The sequence below is a fragment of the Wenjunlia tyrosinilytica genome (genome assembly GCF_014646055.1).
Classification (GTDB): Bacteria; Actinomycetota; Actinomycetes; order Streptomycetales; family Streptomycetaceae; genus Wenjunlia; species Wenjunlia tyrosinilytica.
In genome coordinates, this window is the sequence record NZ_BMMS01000006.1 from 216,859 (window position 1) to 232,655 (window position 15,797).

The following is a 15,797-nucleotide window of genomic DNA, read 5'->3' on the forward strand; positions in this document are numbered from 1 at the left end:
CCAGGCCGGAGGCGACCAGGCCGCAGGCGACCAGGCCGCAGGCGACCACCGGGCCGGAGACGGCAACACAGCGGACGGGGGCCGGAAGGGGGACAGGAACGGCGAAGGGCACGAGCACGAGGCCGAGGAGGTGCTGGGCCGCACCCGCCGACTGGTCGATCCGGCGCTGAGAGCGGCCGTCGGCTCCTTACCGCCCGCGATGCGCGCGATCGCCGCCTACCACTTCGGCTGGCGCGACGCGGACGGCGCCGAGGCCGAGGCACCCGCGGGCAAGGCGCTGCGGCCCGCCCTCGTCCTGGCCACCACCCAGGCGCTCGGGGGCAGCCCGGAGCACGCCGTGCGCGCGGCGGCCGCGGTGGAGCTGGTGCACAACTTCACCCTCCTCCACGACGACGTCATGGACGGCGACGCGACCCGGCGGCACCGGGCGACGGCGTGGTCGGTGTTCGGTTCCTCGGACGCCATCCTCGCCGGTGACGCCATGCACTCCCTGGCGCTGCGGATCCTCGCCGAGGACGACCACCCGGCGGCCATCGCGGCCGCGGCCAGGCTCGCCGCGTGCGTGGTGGAACTGTGCGAGGGACAGCACGCCGACTGCTCGTTCGAACACCGCGCCGATGTGTCGGTCGACGAGTGCCTGGCCATGGCCGAGGCCAAGACGGGGGCGCTGTTGGGGTGCGCCTGCGCGATCGGCGCCCTGTACGCCGGTCCGGACACGGCGGTGGCGGATGCCATGGACGCGTTCGGCCGTCAGATGGGGCTGGCCTTCCAGCTGATCGACGACCTGATCGGGATCTGGGGGGATCCCTCGGTCACCGGCAAGCCGGTCGGCGCCGATCTGGCGGCGCGCAAGAAGTCGCTGCCGGTGGTGGCGGCGCTGACCTCGGGGACGGCCGCCGCCTCCGACCTCGCCGACGTCTACTTCGCTCCGGGACCACTGGAGGCCGAGGACCTGCGCCGGGCCGCGGACGCCATCGACCGGGCCATCGGGCGGAACTGGGCGCAGATCCAGGCGTTCGACCGGATGGCGGCGGCCATCGAGCATTTGGCCGAGGCGGTGCCCGAGCCCGCCGCGGCCGGCGATCTGCTCGCATTGGCGGAGCTCGTCACCCGCCGGAACAAATAGCCGGAACCCGCCGGTGCCGGCCCCGGGTACGGGGTCCCGTCATCCGCTCGCCGACCTCCGCTCATGACCGGATCACCACGAGGCCACCGTGCCGCCGCGGGTGCCGACCGCGGCTCTTCGCGGCCCTTACCAGCGGCGGCGATGTCCCGGCTTATCGGGCAATGCCCCCAACAGCCGCACTTCCCAGGGGTAGTTGAGGCATTCGAGAAATACCATTCCCGCGGTTTCGTAACAGTTGTGAAGGGGCTGGTCAGTTTTCGAATTCAAGCGGTGACCGTCATTCCGCTTGTGTCGTACCGAGGTTCACGATCCCTGTGCACTTGCCCCACTGCACGCATCGAACGATTCGTCGAGCGATCGAACGGGAGATCATGTGAACCGCAAGCTGGCTTTCGGAGCCATCGCCGCCGCCTCGGCCCTCATCGCCGCAGGTGTGCAGGCTGCCGCCAACGCAGCCCCGGACGCGGCACCCACCCACGCCGCGACGGGCCGGGCGCAGCTGATGGACCAGGCCCACAAGGCCGCTCCGCGCATAGCCAAGTCCCTCGCCCTCAGCGGCAAGGAGAGGCTCGTCCCCCGCGATGTCGTGGTGGGCGAGAACGGCGTCCGTCACGTCCGTTACGACCGCACCTACGACGGGCTCCGTGTGATCGGTGGAGACCTCGTCGTCCACGAGGACGCCAAGCAGCGGGTGAAGTCCGTGACCTGGGCGCACAAGGGCTCGCTGAGCCTGGGCGCCGTCAAGCCCGCCGTCTCCAGGGCCTCGGCCGAGAACAAGGCGCACGGGGTGGCCCAGTCGATGGCCACTGAGCGCGGGCGCGGCGACAGCGACTCGCTCAAGCGGGTCAAGGGCGCGCAGAGCCCTGACCTGATCGTCTGGGCCGCCTCCGGGACCCCGGCGCTGGCCTGGGACACCACGGTCAACGGCGTCCAGCAGGACAACGGCCCCAGTGAGCTGCACGTCGTCAGCGACGCCGCCACCGGCAAGGTGCTCACGAAGTACGAGGGCATCAAGGGCGCGGCCGACGACAAGGGCGTGCACGTGGGCACGGTGGACCTTTCGACCAAGAAGTCGGGCAGCGGCTTCGAGCTGAAGGACCCCTCCCGCGGCGACGGCTCGACCGTCGACCTCAAGGGCGGCACCGACGGCAATGGCACGCCGTTCACCGACGACGACGACGCCTGGGGCACCGGCAAGGCGGACGACCCGCAGTCCGCGGCGGTCGACGCCCAGTTCGGCGCGGCCGCGACCTGGGACTTCTACAAGAAGGTCTTCAAGCGCGCCGGCATCTTCAACGACGGCAAGGGCGCCGTCAGCCGGGTCCACTACGGCAAGGACTTCGTCAACGCGTTCTGGTCCGACGACTGCCGCTGCATGACCTACGGCGACGGAGAGGGCAACAACCACCCGCTGACCGCCCTGGACGTGGCCGGCCACGAGATGACCCACGGCGTCACCAGCGCCACCGCCCAGCTGGTCTACGAGGGTGAGTCCGGTGGCCTGAACGAGGCCACCTCCGACATCCTCGGCACCGGTGTGGAGTGGCACGCCAACCTCGCCGACGACAAGCCGGACTACCTCATCGGTGAGGAGATCGACATCAGGGGCGACGGCAGCCCGCTGCGCTACATGGACAAGCCGTCCAAGGACGGCAGCTCCGCCGACTACTGGGCCGCCGGCGTCGGGGACAAGGACGTGCACCACTCCTCGGGCGTCGCCAACCACTTCTACTACCTGCTGTCGGAGGGCAGCGGGAAGAAGACGGTGAACGGCGTGGAGTACGACAGCCCCACCCAGGACGGCTCGACCGTGACCGGCATCGGCCACGAGAAGGCGGAGGCGATCTGGTACAACGCCCTGACCAAGTACTTCACCTCCACCACCGACTACAAGGCGGCCCGCAAAGCGACCCTGAAGGCGGCCGGTGACCTCTACGGCGCCGACAGCGCGGAGGCCAAGGCCGTGGCCGCCGCCTGGACCGGGGTCAACGTCAAGTAGTCCCCCTTCCCGGCCCGGCAGCGCATGGGCGGGCCCCGTCGGCAGGAGAAGCGCCGGCGGGGCCCGCCGCCGCTATTGACGGGGTGCGGTCACTGCTGGATCGGGCTGCCGTCGTTGCCGCAGATGTATCCGGCGTTGACGCAGCCGCTCACCCGCCGCTGGAGCTCGCTCGCGTTCCAGGCGTTGAAGAAGTCCGCCCGGAACTCCGAGCACCGCACTGGTGCCGCTGCCAGTGCCAGGATCGCCTTCCGCTGTTCCTCGCTGAGCGCTCTCGTGCGCAAGGTGGAACCGCTCGGGAGCGCTGTCCACGGTGTGCGCGGAGCAGGCCGGACGGGGGAGAGGCCAGTCAGAGTAGTCGTACTACCTCATTAGTGGGCAGTTCTGGCATGTCGCCCCCAGTGGTGATGGACCCTCGCGGGACGGTGGTGGTCGATCCACCGGTTTGTCTCACCACCTCAGGGAGTCGGCTGTGCACATCTCGTCATGGAAGAACCTCAAGACGGCGGCCGCCGTGGGTGCCGTCGGGGCCGTTGCCCTCGGTGTCCTGGGCGCGGCGCCCGCTGTGGCGGGCCCGCACGACGACGGCCCGCAGAGCAGCAACTCGACCTCGACCGGGAACCAGCAGGGTCAGAGCCAGCAGGGCCAGGGCCAGCAGAGCCAGCAGGGGCAGCAGGGCCGGCAGGACGAGCGCCGCGAGGACAACCGCCGTGACCGCGAGATCCTCGGCCGCGTCGTCGCCCGCTCCGGAGTGAACATCCGGTCCACGCCGTCCACGAAGGGGCGGGTTCTGGGCAGCTTCCGCTCCGGCGCGCTGATCAAGATCGAGTGCAAGGTGATCGGCGAGAGCGTCCTGGGCAACAACCGCTGGTACAAGCTCGACGACCGCCCCGGCTTCGTCGCCGCCCGCTGGGTGCAGAACCTCAGCCCCGTGCCGTGGTGCCGCTGATCCGGTAGCAGTCCGGTAGACCGGGCCCGCGGCTGCGGCCCCGGTGGACGGCCGGCACGACAGTGCCCCGGCAGGTGAGCCATCGTCACCTGCCGGGGCGTCTGCACGCTCATCGCGGGGCGCCGGTTTGCCTACTCCCGAGCCGCGCGGGCCAGTGCGGCCATCAGCTCCTCGAGCGCGCGCAGCGTCCCCTCGTCCACGACACGCCCGTCCGCGATCTTGCTCGCGGCCGCCGGGATCGGCAGCGACTCGGGCAGGACGCGTGCGCTCATCATCGTCAGCGTCTGGCGCAGCCACTTCTGCGCCTCGTACCCGCCGGAGGGGGAGGCGGTGACGATCACCACGGGCTTGTCCGCGATCTCGACGCCCCCGACGAGCCACTCCAACGCGTTCTTGAGCACCCCAGAGGTGCCCGCCGCGTACTCCGGGCTCGCGATCACCACACCGTCCGCCTCCCCCACCTGGGCCCGCAGGTCCTTCACCACCGCGGGCGGCCCCGCCAACTCGTCGTCGTGGTTGAAGAACGGCAGCCGCGCCAGGTCCGGGTGGACCGAGAACTCGGTACCGGGCGGGCACAGCCCCGCCGCCGTTCGCAGCACGGCCGCGTTGAGCGATCCGTCCCGCAGGCTGCCGCACAGCGCGAAGAACTTCATACCGGCGACGCTACCCCCGCGGCCTTCGCGGCCTTCGCGGGCTCGAGGACGGGCGGGCCGTCAGCCGACGGTGAGGACGATCTTGCCCCGGCCGTGGCCGTTCTCGCTGAGCCGTTGGGCGTCCGCCGCCCTGACCCGCTCGACGACACCCTGTCGACGCCGGCCCGGTGGCCGGGGTCAGCAGCCGCTCAGGCCCCCGCAGACGTTGATGGCCTGGGAGGTGATGGAGGCGGCGGTGTCGGACACGAGGTACTCGACCATCCCGGCCACCTCCTCCGGCGTGGAGTAGCGGCCCAGCGGGATCTCCGCCTGGAACTTCTGCAGGACGTCGGACTCGGAGCCCGCGCCGTCGGCGATGTGCCCGCGCACGACGCTCTCCCCGAACGGGGTCTCCACATAGCCGGGGCAGACCGCGTTCACCGTGATGCCGCTCCTGGCCAGCTCATTGCCGAGCGCCCTGGTGAACCCCACGACACCGTGCTTGGAGGCCGAGTACGGAGCGCCGTGCGGCATCCCGCGCCTGCCCGCCGTGGAGGCCACGTTGATGATGCGCCCCTTGGCCCTGCGCTGCATACCGCCGGTGGTCAGCACCTCCCGCGTCATCAGGAAGACGCTGTTGAGGTTGGTGTCGATGACGTCGTACCAGAGCTCGTCGGTGAGTTCGGTGGTGACTCCGCCGCCGGTGCGCCCGGCGTTGTTCACCAGGATGTCCACCGGACCGTACCGGTCGACGGCGGCCCGCACGAAGGACCGGACGTCCTCCCGGGAGCGGACGTCACAGGTGGTCCCGTCCACCTCGAGCCCGCCATCCCGAAGCCGCCCCACCGTCGCCGTCACGGAGCCCGCGTTGCGCGCGCAGATGAAGACGCTGGCTCCCCGTTCGGCCAGCAGTGTGGCGACCGCGAGTCCGATTCCACTCGTGGCCCCGGTGACGACGGCGACCCGCCGCCCCTGATCCGACATGCATTCCTCCAGAAACTGCGATCTACGGCGCTGTGGTGCCCAGCCGTGGCCGAGTCCTGGTCCGAAGCCGGAACGGGACATGGCGGGGCAGGGGCGTGACGGGTGGCGGAGCGCTCAGGCGGCCCTCGTCCCGTTGACCATCCTCAGCAGCAGACGGGGTGTCTGCGCGGAGGCGATCGTGTCGCCCTCGATCTCCACGGCGTACTCGCGCTGGATGAAGCTGCCGGTCTTCAGCATGGCCTTGGAGTCGTAGCCCAGCTCGTAGAAGTCGATGTCGAGGACGCAGCCGTCGAACTCGATGTCCCCGCTGTCCGTGCCGGCGGATTCGCTCAGGATGCGCTTGAGGTCCTCGAGTGTGAGGGGTGTCTTGGGCATGGGGGTCCGCTTCCCTTCTCCGTCTGGTGCGCTGGCGTGTGCGGGAGGGGCGAGCCCGGATACGAGGGCGCACGCGCTCGTCAGGCGCACACCGGATCCGAAGTTTCCAGATACCTCTGGAGCGCGGAGGGGCAAAGGGCTATAGGGCGGGTCGTGCGTGCTCATGTCGTCCTGTGGCACGCGAAAGGCGGGCCCCTTCGAAGGGGACCCGCCTTCTCGGCTTCGGTGCCGCGACCGTGTGCCGGGCGTATCCATGAACCGGGCGGGCGGGCGGCCCGTGCCGTACGCAGTGCCACGCCCCACCAGACGCGCCGTCGACGACGGGGGCCGCCATCAAGGCGGTGGGCAGGGGGAAGTCCGCCAGGTCGATGGCGGCGTGCGACCTCAAGCGAGGTTGAGGTCAACCGCGGAAATCGCGCTCGGGTCAGAACTGGTCGGTGGCCCAGCGGTGTTGGGCGGTGTCGTAGCCGTACGCCGTCATGCCCTTGATGCCGCTCGTACGGAAAGGCTGTCCGTGGTCGTCGATCCGGACTGATCCGGAGCGGCCGTTGCTGCTCCATTCGAGCTCCAGGTACCAGCCGCAGTCGCAGTCGGCCGAGCGGCCGGTCACCAGGAAGGCCTCCGGGTCGATGGCCGAGACGGTGTACGGGAACGAGACCGCGGGGATCTCGTGCTCACCGTCGGAGCCGGCCTCGGAGTGGGCAACCGGGCGCGGCCTGTCGAGGTCGACGTCGAAGAGCCTCGGGGTGAGGGCCCCGCCGCAGCCGTTGCTCATGAAGTAGGCGTTCCGCGCAGTGGGGGTGCGCCGGTCGGTGACGCGCACTCGCAGCGCCTCCAGCACCACGGCCCGGCCGGACTTGCCCTGGAGGGTGATCCGGACCTGGGTGTCCCGCCCGTGCAGGGCTCCGGTGGCCCGTACCCACTGCTCGGCGTCCTGCTCCGGGGGCGGCGGCGGGACGTCGGCGGGGCCGCGGTTGACGAGGTAGACGTGGTCGCAGCCGTTCTGCCAGATCTGATCGTTGACGGTCCAGGTGAACGGGACGCCGCTCGCGTTCTCGGGTCCGGCGGGGCGGGAGGGCTTGGGTGCGTCGGAACGGTGGGAGGGCGACCCTTTGGGGGCGCCGGACTTGGACGCCTCGACGGAGGGAGCGGCGGAGGGGGAGCCGGAGGGGGAGGAGCCGGGCGGTTGACCAACAGGCGCCCGTGACGCAAGCCCCGGCTTGGTACCGGAGGCGCCGGACCGCTCGCCCGCACCCCGGTGGGAAACCTCCCCCAACCCCAGCGCGGTGGACGCCACCGCCCCGGCAACGACGGCCGCGACAAGCGCTCCCCACCGCAGACGCCGCGCCCGCGGGGAGGGGCTGCCGTTGATGGCGGAGCCGGAAGCCGAGTCGGAACGGGACGAAGGGTCCGCACCCGGACCGGAATCCACCGCGGCACGTGCGTCCGCGTCAGGGCAGGCGCCCGCCCCCGAGTTCGAGCTCGTGCCCGTACCTGTATCCGTACCCGTACCTGTATCCGTGCCCGTACCTGTGCCCGTGCCCGTACCTGTGCCCGTGCCCGTACCTGTGCCCGTGCCCGTACCTGTGCCCGTGCCCGTGCCGGGATCCGGGTCCGCGTCCCCATGTGGTCCGCGAAGCGGACCCAGGACCGTGTCCTGCCCCTGGCCCGCGTCCCGCCCCTGGCGCGCGTCCGTATCCGGCGGCGAGTCCGAACCCGAGACGACGCCCGTCGCGTCCTTGCGCTTCTTCCTTGCCGCGTCCGCCAGGATCCACAGCCGGTGCAGCGCGATCAGGTCCTCGCCCTCGCTGCCGCACAGCCTTGCCAGGCGCTCCACCGGGGCGAATTCCACGGGGACCGCCTCGCCCGAGCAGTATCTGTGCAGCGTGGACGGGCTCACGTTCAGCCGTCCGGCCAAGGCCCCGTAGCTTTTCCGGGACCGGTCCTTGAGCTTGCGCAACCGCTCGGCGAACTCATCGACTTCGGCTTCCTTCGGCGCGCCCATTGGCTCCCGTTCCCCCAACCGTTCCAGGACGGCGTTCCACCCCACCCACATTCCCCCACGTCAAGGGGGTTGGAATGGTTCCACCTTCCCGGAATGCCCCGCGGCCATTGCTGTTCCCGACCGCTTCCGCAGAAGCTGATGAGCGTTCAGCCGCAACCGACAACCCGGGGGAACACCCGTCCATGAACAAGATCAGTGCCGCTCTCACCACCGCCGTCCTCGCCGCGGGCCTGACCGTCGCCGCCGCGCCGCTCAGCTCGGCGGCGACCGCCGCTCCCGCGCCGAAGTTCCTCACGGCGTCGGAGCTCCCGCACGCGTCCACCCCGTGGCACGCCGACAAGGTGAAGAAGGGCCTGCCGGGGTCGCAGTCGTTCTGCACCCGCGGCGTGATCCCGGCGGCCAAGACCAGCTACCGCGACTTCCGCACGGAGTTGGACACGGGTGCCCGCCAGATCACCCACACCGCGGCCACCACCGCCAAGGCGAAGAAGCTCGTCACCGACCTGCGCAAGGCGTTCGCGAGCTGCGCCGACCGCCTGGAGCACAAGTACCCCTCCGTTGAGGCCAAGGGGAAGTACCACGGCAGGATCGACGTCGAGGAGGGCGCCTACGTCTACAGCCTCGACACCAAGGACACCGAGGTCGGCTCGACCGACATCAACCTCTCCTCCGTGGGCCGTGACGGCAGGACCGTCACCTACGTCGACTGGGGCCAGATGGGCGATCTGAAGGACGCCCCCCTCAAGGGCTTCAAGAAGACGACCAGGACCGCCGTCGCCAAGCTCTACTGACGGCTCTCCTGGCGGAGCCGGGCCCGTTCTTCGTCCCACGGGGGTGGTCGGGGAACGGGCCCGGCAGGCCCGCGCCCGCGGGCACCCGTCCTGCGACCCACCCGCCGATGTGATCCGTCACACACATCCCCGTGACGCACCGCCACCGCCCGTGCGAGGATTGATTACTTGATGACCCATCAAGAACGGCCAGGCGGGGGCAGGCATGAGTGAGGTCGTGGTCGTCATCGGCCGCACCGGCACGACCGAGGAGCGGGAGTCGAGGGCCAAGGGCCTGCGCAACTGGCTGGCCAAGGAACCCGAGATCAACGAGCGCGTCACCGCCGTCGAGCGTGAGTCGGAGGACCGCACTCTCGGTGTCGTCACCGACTTCGCCCTCGACCTGACGACCAATGGCGCCGGAGCGCTCCTGGCCATGCTGATCCGCTCCTTGCTGAGCTGGCTGCGCAACCGCCGCGAACGCGACCAGGAGGCCTTCGTCGAGGTCCGGCGCAACGGCAGGGTGATCCGGCTGACCGGTGTCGAGGGTGCGACTCCGGGTGAGATAGCGGAGCTCGTCCGGCGCCTGCTGGACGGTGATCCCCCGCAGCCCCCCGGGGAGGGGGAGTAGACCGGTGTCCGCTCCGGCGGGCGGCGGCAGGCGGGCCGTCGCCGTGCTCATCGGGGTCAGCGGCTACGCACGCGCGGCGAACGAGTTCTCGAGGATCCCGGCGGTCGAGCAGAACATCAAGAAGCTGGAGAAGGTCCTCAAGGACCCCGGGTCCGGTGTCTGCTCGTCCGGCAAGGTCAAGACCGTCCACAACCCCGAGCACGCCGGCGTCGTCTGGGAGCGGATCGACGCGGCGGCCGCCCGGGCCGAGGACGTGCTGCTGTGCTACTACTCCGGCCACGCCCGCGTGGACGACCGGTACGACAAGCTCTACCTGAGCCTGAGCGACTGCACCCCGGACAACCTGTTCGTCAACGGCCTCGCGGTCGAGGACCTGCTCAAGCGGCTCGAGGAGATCCGCCACCAGTGCGCCCCGCTGCACATCGTCCTCGTCCTGGACTGCTGCTACTCCGGCCAGGCCGTTCTGGAGGCCGGGACCGAGGCCGCCCGCGCCCACTACTGGGTGCTCGCCTCCACATCGGCGACCCGCGAGGTCTCCTGCGAACCCTCGGGCGAGGACGGGTGCACCCCGTTCACCCGCGAGTTCGCCGCCGTGCTGAGTGACGGCGTCCCCCATGCGCCCCGGGTGACCATGGGCGCGCTGTGCGGGCGCCTCGAAGACACGATGCGACAGCAGCGGACCGAGGTGTTCGACCCCTGGCTCATCCACTACAAGGCCGGGCCCGAGGTGGTCGTCTCCCATGCCCGGGACGTCCCCGGAGACGGCGTGAGCGCTTCCGAGAGCCCGCAGCCCGCTCTCCTCGCCTCCCTCGGCAGCCGCCTCCAGGCACTGTGGCGGCTCCCGGGCGTCCAGGCGCTGCCTGCCGGAATCCTCGGCGCCGCCACCGCGGCCAAACAGCAGCTTCTCGACGGGACCGTTCCGCTGTGGCGGCGCTGCGTCGCCTGGCTGGCGGTGGTGGCGGCTCTCGGCGGCCTCGCGGCAGGTGTCCAGTACGGCTTCGCCGGGTCCGATACGTCCTGCCCTCCCCCACTGGAGCTGCGGGTCCTCACCTCGCCCGAGATCCGCGGCGCCGTCAGGACCGCTGCCACGGCCTACGAGGAGTCCGATGCCAACCAGCGGGCCCTACGCCGGGGGGACGGGCACGCCTCGGCCCCCGACGGCTGCCGAGCCGTCCATCTGACGGTCTTCGACGCCCCCTCCGACAAGGTCGGCGACGCCTTCGCCCGCGCCGACACCTGGAGCGGATCGCGGGTGTCCGAGGACGGGACCGACTCCGGCGATCCGGTCGGCGCCCCGCCCGAGGACGGTGCCGGAGTCGACCCGGCCGATCCGACCGACGCCTTCGACTCCGTCCACCCCTCGAATCCGGACACGACAGGGCAGACGGCGAGCGGGACGACGTCGTTCGGGTCCGCGGGCGCTACGGCGGGTGGGAGTTCGGCCGGTACGGCGGGCGGGACCTCGGTCGCTACGGCGGGCGGGAGTTCGGCCGGTACCGGGACCTCGGCCGCTACGCCCGGCGGGAGCGCCGACTCGGCCAAGCACTTCATCCCCCTCAACGACGTTGGACCGCAGCCCGACATCTGGATTCCCGACACCTCCGCCGAGGTGGCGCTGGCCCGGGAGGCGACGAGTGGATCCCCCGTCGTCCGGCTGGGCACCGGTACCCCCGTGGCCTACTCGCCCCTCGTCCTGGGTCTGCCCTCACGAACCGCCGTTCAACTGCCCGGCGTATCCGTGGAGATCACCTGGAACGACCTCCTCAAGGCGGTGAGCGGCCTGCCGGACCCGCCGCGCCTGCTGCGTCCGAGCCCGACCACATCGGGAGCGGGCCTCCTGCACACCGTGGGCCGCTATCTGGCCGGGGACGGGAGCCTGCCGGACACCGGGGCCGACACGAGCGGTGGCCTCGACACGGTCCTGGCGCCCGACGTGGTCGCCGCCATCGAGCAGAAGCTGTCCGCCTCCGGCTTCCCCTCCGGCGACAGCACCGAACTCCTCGACCGCGTGGCGCACCGCGCGGCCGCCAGGCCGGGACGCCGAATCGAGAACCTCGAGGCCCTGGTCTCCGAGAAGGCGCTCGTCGACTTCAACCGGGCCGCGGAGGGGGCGCCCGGAACGGGCGACGGCGGCGACCGCTGTTCCGGCTTCCGGGCCGCGGAATCGTTGACCGCGTACTACCTCAAGGGCGTTCCCGCGCTCGATCACCCGTTCGTCCCCGTCTCCTGGACGGGCGCCGACGAGGACCGCGTTCAGCGCTCCGACGCCGTCAACCGCTTCCGGGCGTGGCTGCTCGGCAAGGACGGCCAGTCCCAACTGGCCGCCGCCGATTACCGCAAGGCCAGAACCGGCGGGGTCCCCCCGCTCGCCGACCACGATTCGGCGCTCGGGTGCTCCCACTCGGGGGCCCAGCCGTCCATACCCATCCATGCGGCCGACCTCACCGCGCGGCGGCTGCGGGCGGTGATCGGCGCCTATGACAAGGCCCGGGCCCCGAGCCGGGTCCTGATCCTGCTCGATGTCTCGCCGTCCATGCGGGAGGGACGCAAGAAGGCGGAGGCGGAAGCGGTGGTGGCCAGAGCCCTGGAGGTGCTGGGCCCGGAGGACACTTTCGGAGTCTGGGCCTACCCCAAGTCCGATACGCAGCGCACCGGCCACCGTGAACTGGTTCCCCTCGGCACCGGGGTCAAGCAGGCGCGGGAGGGTCTGCGTGCTGTGGAGAAGGCCGAGTTGGGCAGGACGACCGGCACCGCGATGTACGAGGTGCTGACCAAGGCGCTGGACACCATGCGGCATGCGCCGGGCAAGGAGCGGACCGAGCAGGCGATCCTGCTGGTCACCGACGGCGGTGACGACCGGGAGCCCGGCGACAAGGGGCAGGCCACCGCCGCGCACAGGTTCTTCAACCGGTTGAAGGACGACTCCGCGGCCACGGTCCCTTTCGTCGTCGTGGACGTCGGCCGTCCCGGATGCGGCGCCTATGAGCTCGACATCATCAGCGGCTCCTCCCAGTGCCTGCCCGCCAAGGGCGATGTCGCCAAGGAACTCGCCGGGAAGCTCGCGGTGGTCGACACACCGGATCCCGCGGACGGGAGGACACCGTGACCCCACCTCGTCGGCGCCCGCCGCACCGCGCACTTCCCCTCCCGCCGCACTGCCCACTTCGCCGTCCACCGCACCGCCCACTTCGCCGTCCGCTCCACCGGACCGTCGCCGCGAAGGCCGCGACAGCCGCGGCGGTCCTCACCGCGCTGTGCGTGCTCGCCGCAGCGGGCTGCGCCGGGCAGGCACCGCGGGCCGACGGCGCCGCCACCGAGCCCATCCTCCTCGCCAGCGGCAGCGACCTCACCAGTTCGGGGATACGGCAGAGCCTGATCAAGCAGTGGAACGTGGAGCACCCCGACCACCCGGCGCGGATCGTCGTGCTGCCCGACGAGGCCGACCTCCAGCGCAGCCAGCTCGTCGGCGCCCTCCAGTCGGGCAGCGGTGGCTACGACGTGGTGAACCTCGATGTGACCTGGACGGCGGAGTTCGCCGCCGGAGGGCTGATCCAGCGGTGGCCGGAGCCCCTTCCGGCCGACTTCATCGCATCGGTGAAGAACACCGTCGTCCACGACGGCAAGGTGTGGGGCGTTCCCTTCAACACCGATGCCGCGCTGCTCTATTACAACAAGGAGATTCTGGACAAGTACGGCTTCCAGGCACCCCGTACCTGGGGCCAGTTGATGAGCGTCGCCGAGGACATCCAGGACCGGCACGCCGAGTCCGGCTACACCGCCCAGCTCAAGGAGTACGAGGGTCTGACCGTCAATGTCATGGAGGCCATCTGGGCCAGTGGAGGCGATCTGCCCGCCGAGGACGGGAACAGCGGCCGGATCCAGGAAGGGCTCAACAACCTCAAGGAGCTCTACCGGCAGGGCATGCCCGACGACTCGCTCACGGTCGACGAGACGGCGTCCGTCACCGAGTTCAGCGGAGGGAAGGTCGCGTTCATGCGCAACTGGCCCTTCGCCTACAACCAGCTCGCCGACCGCATGCCCGGGTTCGCCGACAAGGTCGTGGTCACCGGACTGCCCGGACCTTCGGTGCTCGGCGGCCAGAATCTCGCGGTGACCGCCCACGCCGGAAATCCGGCCTGGGCCAGAAGGCTCATCAGGTACCTGACCGACAGGCAGAGCGAGCGGTGCCTGCTGGAGCGCGGCTTCGCCGCCACCCGTGAATCCGCCTACCTCGGGAACGGCGGGCAGATCTGCACCCGGGTCCCGGCGCCCCCGGACAACGGCACCCCGGAGAACGGCACCCCGGAGAACGGCACCCCGGAGGGCGGCAGTGCGGGTGCGGGAAGTACGGGTGCGGGAAGTGCGGGGACCGGCCCAGCCGGGGAGGGCAGGCCGTCCGCCCAAAGCGCCCTGCCCGCCGACAAGTACCCATTGCTGCTCGCCTCCATCAAACGTGCCCGGGCGCGTCCCGTGACCCCGTACTACGCCGCGTTCACGCACTCCGTGCAGTCCACGGCGGCAACGATGCTCAGGAACCGGATCACGGGCAACGAGGCCGCGGACACGCTGATGCACCGGTCCGCCCGCACGCTCCAGGGCCGCTGACCACGCCCGCGACTCGTGGCCGCGTCCCGCGTCCCGCGCCCCCTCCCGCACCCGCCCCCCTCCCCCTCCCCCTCCCCCTCCCGCCCCGCCCCCGGCACCCCCCACCCCCCGTTTCCGGCGTTCAGGGCCGGGTAACCGAAGCCAGCAACGTTCGCGCCGCCGGCAGGGGGACACCCATGACCGAAACAGGAGCTGGAGTTCGGACCGGAACCATCACGACCAAGGTTCCCGCCAGGCTCGACCGCCTGCCGTGGTCGAGTTGGCACTGGATGATCGTCATAGGCCTCGGCACGGTGTGGATCCTCGACGGCCTCGAAGTCACCGTCGTCGGCAATATCGCCGGGCGCCTGTCCGAGAAGGGCAGCGGACTCGCCATCAGCGACGCCCAGGTCACCGGTCTCGCGGCCGCCCTCTATGTCGCCGGAGCGTGTGCGGGAGCGCTGTTCTTCGGCTGGCTGACCGACCGGTTCGGGCGAAAGAAGCTCTTCCTCGTCACCCTGGCCGTCTATCTGGCCGCGACCGCGCTCACCGCGGTCTCCTTCGCGCCGTGGTGGTTCTTCGTCTTCCGGTTCTTCACCGGCTTCGGCATCGGCGGTGAGTACGCGGCCATCAACTCCGCGATCGACGAGTTGATCCCGAGCAAGTACCGCGGCCGGGTCGACCTGATGATCAACGGCAGCTTCTGGCTGGGTGCCATGGGCGGTTCGCTGCTGTCCGTGCTGGCGCTGAACACCGACATCTTCCCCAAGGACATCGGCTGGCGGCTCACCTTCGCCCTCGGTGTCGTCCTGGGCCTGGTCATCCTGCTGGTGCGCCGCCATGTGCCCGAGAGCCCGCGCTGGATGTTCATCCACGGCCGGGCCGAAGGCGCGGACAAGCTCGTCGAGGACGTGGAGCGGCAGGTCGAGGAGGAGACCGGCCGACCGCTGCCCGAGCCCGAGGACGCCATCACCATCAAGCAGCGGCACAGCATCGGCTTCCTCACCATCGCCCGCACGCTCTTCCGCTCCTACCCGAAGCGGGCGGTGCTGGGTCTCGCCCTCTTCATCGGGCAGGCGTTCCTCTACAACGCCATCACGTTCGGCTTCGGCTCGATTCTGGTCAAGTTCTTCGACGTCTCCAGCGGCAACACCGGGTACTACTTCGTCGTCATCGCGTTCGGCAACTTCCTCGGGCCGCTCCTGCTGGGCAAGCTCTTCGACACCGTCGGCCGCAAGCCCATGATCGCCGGAACGTACATCGTCTCCGGTGTCCTGCTCTTCGTGACCGCGTGGATGTTCAACAACGGCTGGCTGAACGCGTTCACGATGACCGCCTGCTGGTGCGTCGTCCTCTTCTTCGCCTCCGCGGGGGCGAGCTCCGCCTACCTCACGGTCAGCGAGATCTTCCCCATGGAGACACGCGCCATGGCGATCGCGTTCTTCTACGCCATCGGCACCGCCGCGGGCGGCATCACCGGGCCGATGCTCTTCGCCGACCTGACATCGAGCGGCGTGGTCGGGGACACCGTGCTGGCGTTCTGCATCGGGGCGGCGCTGATGGTCGCGGCCGGGCTCGTGGCGGCGTTCTTCGCCGTCGCCGCCGAGGGGCGTTCGCTCGAGAACATCGCCAAGCCGCTGTCCGCTCAGGCGGCCGCCGTCCCCGCACCCCGCTCGGCGACGGTCTGACGGAACGTAACCGACTGATCCGCCTCCGTGTCCTCCCCGAGACCTCCCCGAGACCTC

At 70.7% G+C, this 15,797-nt stretch carries 13 protein-coding genes; 8 read left to right on the forward strand and 5 right to left on the reverse strand.

The window, feature by feature from the left end:
* The first annotated feature begins 130 nt into the window (after nt 1-130).
* Nucleotides 131-1,126, forward strand: coding sequence for a family 2 encapsulin nanocompartment cargo protein polyprenyl transferase (locus IEY86_RS09200; RefSeq protein WP_229698275.1), 996 nt, complete (start codon nt 131-133; stop codon nt 1,124-1,126).
* A 373-nt stretch (nt 1,127-1,499) separates the two neighbouring features.
* On the forward strand, nt 1,500-3,125 hold the full coding sequence (locus tag IEY86_RS09205) for a M4 family metallopeptidase (protein ID WP_189131044.1): 1,626 nt from the start codon (nt 1,500-1,502) through the stop codon (nt 3,123-3,125).
* An 89-nt stretch (nt 3,126-3,214) separates the two neighbouring features.
* Here IEY86_RS09205 and IEY86_RS09210 read toward each other — a convergent pair whose 3' ends face one another.
* Entirely contained in the window at nt 3,215-3,406 is a 192-nt protein-coding gene (locus IEY86_RS09210) for a hypothetical protein (RefSeq protein WP_189131045.1), read from the reverse strand.
* Between the two features lie 188 nt (nt 3,407-3,594).
* On the opposite strand from IEY86_RS09210, the gene IEY86_RS09215 reads away from it, so the two are divergent.
* Nucleotides 3,595-4,071 carry an SH3 domain-containing protein gene (locus tag IEY86_RS09215; RefSeq protein WP_189131046.1) on the forward strand — a complete coding sequence of 159 codons (477 nt, stop codon included), beginning with the start codon at nt 3,595-3,597 and terminating at the stop codon, nt 4,069-4,071.
* A 131-nt stretch (nt 4,072-4,202) separates the two neighbouring features.
* Here IEY86_RS09215 and IEY86_RS09220 read toward each other — a convergent pair whose 3' ends face one another.
* From IEY86_RS09220 to IEY86_RS09235, 4 genes are all read right to left on the reverse strand, one after another.
* Complete coding sequence (locus IEY86_RS09220) at nt 4,203-4,724, reverse strand: NADPH-dependent FMN reductase (protein WP_189131047.1); 522 nt, start codon at nt 4,722-4,724, stop codon at nt 4,203-4,205.
* A gap of 177 nt (nt 4,725-4,901) precedes the next feature.
* Complete coding sequence (gene fabG / locus IEY86_RS09225) at nt 4,902-5,687, reverse strand: 3-oxoacyl-ACP reductase FabG (RefSeq protein ID WP_189131048.1); 786 nt, start codon at nt 5,685-5,687, stop codon at nt 4,902-4,904.
* A 114-nt stretch (nt 5,688-5,801) separates the two neighbouring features.
* A complete protein-coding gene (locus IEY86_RS09230) occupies nt 5,802-6,062 on the reverse strand; it encodes an acyl carrier protein (protein WP_189131049.1) in 261 nt (86 codons plus the stop codon).
* A 424-nt stretch (nt 6,063-6,486) separates the two neighbouring features.
* Complete coding sequence (locus IEY86_RS09235; RefSeq protein WP_189131050.1) at nt 6,487-8,067, reverse strand: helix-turn-helix domain-containing protein; 1,581 nt, start codon at nt 8,065-8,067, stop codon at nt 6,487-6,489.
* Nucleotides 8,068-8,249: 182 nt separating this feature from the next.
* Here IEY86_RS09235 and IEY86_RS09240 point away from each other — a divergent pair, with 182 nt between their 5' ends.
* The 5 genes from IEY86_RS09240 to IEY86_RS09260 all read left to right on the forward strand — a co-directional run bounded on the left by IEY86_RS09240 (nt 8,250) and on the right by IEY86_RS09260 (nt 15,740).
* Nucleotides 8,250-8,858 carry a hypothetical protein gene (locus tag IEY86_RS09240; RefSeq protein ID WP_189131051.1) on the forward strand — a complete coding sequence of 203 codons (609 nt, stop codon included), beginning with the start codon at nt 8,250-8,252 and terminating at the stop codon, nt 8,856-8,858.
* A gap of 205 nt (nt 8,859-9,063) precedes the next feature.
* Nucleotides 9,064-9,468 (forward strand): effector-associated constant component EACC1, encoded by a 405-nt coding sequence (locus tag IEY86_RS09245; RefSeq protein WP_189131052.1) that lies wholly within the window; start codon nt 9,064-9,066, stop codon nt 9,466-9,468.
* Nucleotides 9,469-9,472: 4 nt separating this feature from the next.
* Nucleotides 9,473-12,574 (forward strand): vWA domain-containing protein, encoded by a 3,102-nt coding sequence (locus IEY86_RS09250; RefSeq protein ID WP_189131053.1) that lies wholly within the window; start codon nt 9,473-9,475, stop codon nt 12,572-12,574.
* Between the two features lie 152 nt (nt 12,575-12,726).
* Nucleotides 12,727-14,073, forward strand: coding sequence for an extracellular solute-binding protein (locus IEY86_RS09255; RefSeq protein ID WP_189131054.1), 1,347 nt, complete (start codon nt 12,727-12,729; stop codon nt 14,071-14,073).
* Nucleotides 14,074-14,249: 176 nt separating this feature from the next.
* Nucleotides 14,250-15,740, forward strand: a complete 1,491-nt coding sequence (locus IEY86_RS09260) for an MFS transporter (RefSeq protein WP_189131055.1) — start codon at nt 14,250-14,252, stop codon at nt 15,738-15,740.
* The last annotated feature ends 57 nt before the right edge of the window (nt 15,741-15,797 follow it).

What these genes read in the sequence shown, in the direction of transcription:
- IEY86_RS09260 (WP_189131055.1), top strand. Translation starts at nt 14,250, where the DNA reads ATGACCGAAACAGGAGCTGGAGTTCGGACCGGAACCATCACGACCAAG.
- IEY86_RS09230 (WP_189131049.1), bottom strand. Translation starts at nt 6,062, where the DNA reads ATGCCCAAGACACCCCTCACACTCGAGGACCTCAAGCGCATCCTGAGC.
- IEY86_RS09240 (WP_189131051.1), top strand. Translation starts at nt 8,250, where the DNA reads ATGAACAAGATCAGTGCCGCTCTCACCACCGCCGTCCTCGCCGCGGGC.
- IEY86_RS09235 (WP_189131050.1), bottom strand. Translation starts at nt 8,067, where the DNA reads ATGGGCGCGCCGAAGGAAGCCGAAGTCGATGAGTTCGCCGAGCGGTTG.
- IEY86_RS09245 (WP_189131052.1), top strand. Translation starts at nt 9,064, where the DNA reads ATGAGTGAGGTCGTGGTCGTCATCGGCCGCACCGGCACGACCGAGGAG.
- IEY86_RS09220 (WP_189131047.1), bottom strand. Translation starts at nt 4,724, where the DNA reads ATGAAGTTCTTCGCGCTGTGCGGCAGCCTGCGGGACGGATCGCTCAAC.
- fabG (WP_189131048.1), bottom strand. Translation starts at nt 5,687, where the DNA reads ATGTCGGATCAGGGGCGGCGGGTCGCCGTCGTCACCGGGGCCACGAGT.